A 532-nucleotide genomic window follows, 5' to 3' on the forward strand; every position below is an offset into this window, starting at 1 on the left:
GGCTTATCGGTAGCAGTCCACTCCGCTGAAGGCTGTAGGGACCCTCGACAGCAGTGAGCCCATAGGAGATCACATGGCCGCCCTTTCCCTTAATTATTTTGACGTACGCAACAATGATCGGCTCTTTTCCGACACTGAAGGGACATGGTTAGCCGGCGGCATGGATTCCGTCAGGCTCGAGGCTTTCGCCGCGCTGACAGACTATGCGCGGGAAGTCACCCCCACCGTCATTTGCCGCCGCCTTACCGTTGAAGCCCGCGACGAAGACAGCAAGCCGCTCTTGGAAGCTGTTATGGACGTGGTCATCGGGGTCGTTTGTCTCAGACGACCCCGAACAGCCAAAGCGCTAAAAAAACGCCGAGCGCCAGCTCGGATGCCTTCCGGTGAACCGATCTGCGGGGCCGACTAGTCCTCTCGAACATCGGTCAGAGTGGCATGGCGCAGCCCGCCCTCGCCTTTCAGGAAGCTGATGTGGCCGACCAGGCCGGGCTTGATCCACTGCGCGTTCGGCTTCTTGATCGGAATTCCTTTG

1 protein-coding gene is annotated in these 532 nt (G+C 59.2%); it reads left to right on the top strand.

All coding sequences use genetic code 11. The annotated features are described in order from the left end of the window. Positions 1–73: 73 nt before the first annotated feature. Entirely contained in the window at positions 74–409 is a 336-nt protein-coding gene (locus EN780_RS39465) for a hypothetical protein (RefSeq protein ID WP_187331497.1), read from the top strand. The last annotated feature ends 123 nt before the right edge of the window (positions 410–532 follow it).

The sequence above is a fragment of the Mesorhizobium sp. M4B.F.Ca.ET.089.01.1.1 genome (genome assembly GCF_004022605.1).
GTDB classification, from domain to species: Bacteria; Pseudomonadota; Alphaproteobacteria; order Rhizobiales; family Rhizobiaceae; genus Mesorhizobium; species Mesorhizobium abyssinicae.